The following is a 3,426-nucleotide window of genomic DNA, read 5'->3' as shown; positions in this document are numbered from 1 at the left end:
GCGGAAGACTATCCCGACGGCGATTATCGCCGCAACGACCCGCGCTACCAGGGCGAAAACTACGACGCCAATGTCGAGGCGGCCGCCAAGGTGAGCGACATCGCCGCTGCCCGCGGCGTCAAGCCCGGCCAGGTCGCGCTGGCCTGGCTGCTGGCGAAGGGCGACGGCTTTGGCATCGACATCGTGCCGATCCCCGGCACCAAGCGCAGAAAATACCTGGAAGAGAACGTCGCCGGCGCCGCTATCAAACTCGATGCCGCCGAGATGGCCGCGCTCAACGAAGCGCTCGCGCCGGGAAAAATCTCCGGCCCGCGCTATACCGAGCGGGGCATGGCGATGGTCGACCGGTAGGGGGCGCCTGCTCCAGCGTCCGCGACAATCTCGCCAAGCTCGTTCCGAATAGTGATGCTAACGAAAGCCCAGATGCTTCCGATAGCAGTGGGTTTCCACGGTGAACCTGCCGGCGACATCATCCGGCAGCCAAAGTGCGTCTTCGAAGCTGCGGTTCAAGCGCCATCCTTCGCGGGCATAAAATCTCTGCGCGCGGACATTTCCCGCCGTGCAGAAAAGCTCGGCCTCCGCCACGCCCTGTTCGCACAAGAGATGCTCGGCATAAGACAGCAGATCGCGGGCGGTTCCGCTTCCCCGTGCCTGCGGGCTTACATAGAGTTTGACCAGCTCCGCCCCGTTTATCGAGACGAAGCCAAGCAATCCATCGGCAGCCGCCACATGGAAGGCATCGGTGGATTGCTCCAGCCACAGCGCAAAATGCGCCGGCGTTCGGTACGCCAGGATTTCGGCTGGAACCAGATGCGCATGGGCATCATGCCAGCCCTGATGCCACAGTTGCACGATCGCCGACCGGTCGGCTTCCTGGGCTGGGCGAATTTCGAGCATTTCTCACCGCCGACGGGTAGCTAATCCGTAAGGCCGCGCGGAGGGCCGCCTGGTTCCATGGGCCTTCCGCCGATTTCGGTCAACCCGCCGCTGCCGCGGTAACCTTCTTGGACGCGGCCCGCTGTCGCCGCATGCGCCGTTTGGCGACAAGCTTGAGCGCGACCGGCGGCTCGTTTGACAGCGCGCCCAGCACGGCGTCGACCATGCCATGCGCCACGAAATCCGCGTTCATGTCACGCGCCAGTTTGCCCGCCGTCTCCTTGTCCTCGCTGTCGGCCTCCGACCAGAACACGATTCCCACCCGAAGTGCGGCCTTCGCACGCTTCAGCCGGCGGACCAGAAAGCGGGCGTGCTTGATGGAATCCCGGTTCAGGAATCCGACCACGACGGTGTCGACGGTTTCGAGCTCAAGGCGGCGAATGCCGGCGGGTTCCATATCGGCAAAGCTGGCTTTCGACACCGTCGCGCCCTGGACCTCCAGCACCTGCGCCAGCATCGCGGCAGCGGCGTCGTCGAGCTCGCCACGCCCCCCGGCGCAAAGCACGGACATATCCGTGCCATCGGGCAGTTCGGTCTCGTCCTCCCCGCCGGGATCGTCATCGTCGCTCGCCTCTGCGGCCACGGACGGCCCCTCCTCCTCGCCTGCCTCCTCCTGCGCGCTGTCGTCGAGATTGGCGACCAGCATCAGGGCACTGGCCGCCACCTGCCGCCTTTGCAAATCGCCCATGACGCCGCGCACACGGTCCTGTTCGCCCAGCAGAAGCGCCGGAATGGCAACCTTGTCATAGAATTCGACCAGATATTTCTCCTCCAGCATCTCCTCGGCATGATCGGTGGCTTCTTCCGGATCGCCGGCCAGCAGCCGCTGGTACAGGCGCGCATGGGGTTCGAGCACGGGCTCGTTGCCGAACAGCACGTCCAGGAATTCAAACTGCGGCACGTGCCTGCCCAGCACCACCAGGCAGACAGTGAGCGGCGTCGACAGGATCAGCCCGAGCGGCCCCCAGAGCCACGTCCAGAAAATCGCCGCGACAATGATCGCCAGCGGCGACAGTCCCGTCCGCGAACCGTAGAGCCAGGGTTCGATGACATTGCCGGTGATCAGTTCCATCACCACGAACAGGGCGGCTGTCCACAGCACGAGCGACCAGCCCGGTGCCACGGCCAGCGCCAGGAACAGCGGCAAAAGCATACCTATGATCGGGCCGATATAGGGAACGAAACGCAGCGCCAGTGCCAGCAGCCCCCACAGCAGCGCATTGGGAATACCGAGGGCCCAGAGCCCGATCGCGATCGGTATGGCGTAGACGATGTTGACGACCAATTGCATCAGGAGATAGCGGCCCACCCGTTTGGCGGCATCCTGAAGCGCCTCGGTGGTGCGGTGGAGGTCGCCGTAGCCGACAAGCCGGATGAAGCGGTCGCGCAGATCCTCCCGCTCGAGCAGCATGAAGATGACGACGACGATGATCAGCCCGGCCGACCCAAGCGGGCTGATCAGCGGCCCGACGACATTCTGCAGGACCTGAAGCGGCCTTTCGTGCGCGACGATCTCGACCGGCACCGGCTCGCGCGGCGGCTTTTCCGGGGCGGCGGCCGGCAGCGAGGGGTCTTGCCTGTCGATCTCCTGGCCGACCCGCTCGACCACCTTGCTCAGTCTGGCAAGGATCCCGCCCCCGGTCTCCTTGAGCGAGCGGATCTTGGTCAGGATGTTGGTCTGGTAGACCGGGATGTTCTGCGCCAGTTCGCTGACCTGCGTGGCGACGATGAAGGAGAACAGGCCAAGCGCCGCGAAGGCGCCGAGCACGCTGGCGATGACGGCGGCAATCCGGGGAATGCCGACCTTTTTTAGCGCTGCGACAAGCGGCGCCAGTGCGAAGGTCAGCAGCAGCGCGATGGCGATCGGCAGGAAAACCTCGCGCCCGAAATACAGTGCCGCCACTGTCGTGACGATGGCCGCCACATTGGGCAAAGAGGTTCGCGGATGGGGCGCGGCCGCTGAAAGGGCGTCCCCCAGCCCATCAGCCGGAGACGCCGTGCCGTTTCGACGATTGGCCACGTGATGCCTCCCTGCCAAATGCCATGATCGGGCATATAGAGCGGACGTGCAACTTTAGCCAACGATGAAATACGCCTCGCTCACAGGCAATGATCCGGCCCGCACCGGCCGCTCCCGAAGGGCTAAATGGAAGTCAGGCTCGCCCGATCGGATCAGCGCGCCGCATGCCTGGCCAGCGCGTGCTCGATCAGCACGTCGATGGTCTGGCTGTAGCCGATGCCTGAGGCGGCAAGCGCCTTGGCATACATCGAGATGTCGGTGAAGCCGGGAATGGTGTTGACCTCGTTGACAAGCAGGCTGCCGTCGGCGCGCAGGAAGAAATCGACGCGCGCCATGGCTTCGCAGCCAAGCGCCTGGAACGCCTGCCGCGCCATATCCCTGGCCTTTTCGGCCACATCGGCCGGGACATCGGCGGGCACCTTGACCAGCGCGCCGTCGGCATCGAGATATTTGGCCTCATAGGTGTAGAA

At 64.7% G+C, this 3,426-nt stretch carries 4 protein-coding genes; 1 reads left to right on the top strand and 3 read right to left on the bottom strand.

The features are described from left to right. On the top strand, window positions 1-351 hold a 351-nt coding region (locus EN884_RS30215; RefSeq protein ID WP_164895242.1), incomplete at its 5' end, for an aldo/keto reductase. A 57-nt stretch (window positions 352-408) separates the two neighbouring features. Here EN884_RS30215 and EN884_RS30210 read toward each other — a convergent pair. The 3 genes from EN884_RS30210 to EN884_RS30200 form a co-directional block, all read right to left on the bottom strand. After that, window positions 409-897 (bottom strand): GNAT family N-acetyltransferase, encoded by a 489-nt coding sequence (locus EN884_RS30210; RefSeq protein WP_027160744.1) that lies wholly within the window; start codon window positions 895-897, stop codon window positions 409-411. A 79-nt stretch (window positions 898-976) separates the two neighbouring features. Then, complete coding sequence (locus EN884_RS30205) at window positions 977-2,956, bottom strand: AI-2E family transporter (RefSeq protein ID WP_063168568.1); 1,980 nt, start codon at window positions 2,954-2,956, stop codon at window positions 977-979. A gap of 152 nt (window positions 2,957-3,108) precedes the next feature. Beyond that, a partial coding sequence (locus EN884_RS30200) for an ATP-grasp domain-containing protein (RefSeq protein WP_127219560.1) occupies window positions 3,109-3,426 on the bottom strand: 318 nt, incomplete at its 5' end.

The sequence above is a fragment of the Mesorhizobium sp. M7A.F.Ca.AU.001.01.1.1 genome (assembly GCF_004022735.1).
Lineage (GTDB): Bacteria > Pseudomonadota > Alphaproteobacteria > Rhizobiales > Rhizobiaceae > Mesorhizobium > Mesorhizobium ciceri.
The sequence above is the reverse complement of the archived record's forward strand: the minus strand, read 5'-3'. Positions and strand labels throughout refer to the sequence as shown.

Bases quoted from the DNA above. Each gene is read 5' to 3' on its own strand.
- EN884_RS30210 (WP_027160744.1), bottom strand. From the start codon at position 897: ATGCTCGAAATTCGCCCAGCCCAGGAAGCCGACCGGTCGGCGATCGTG.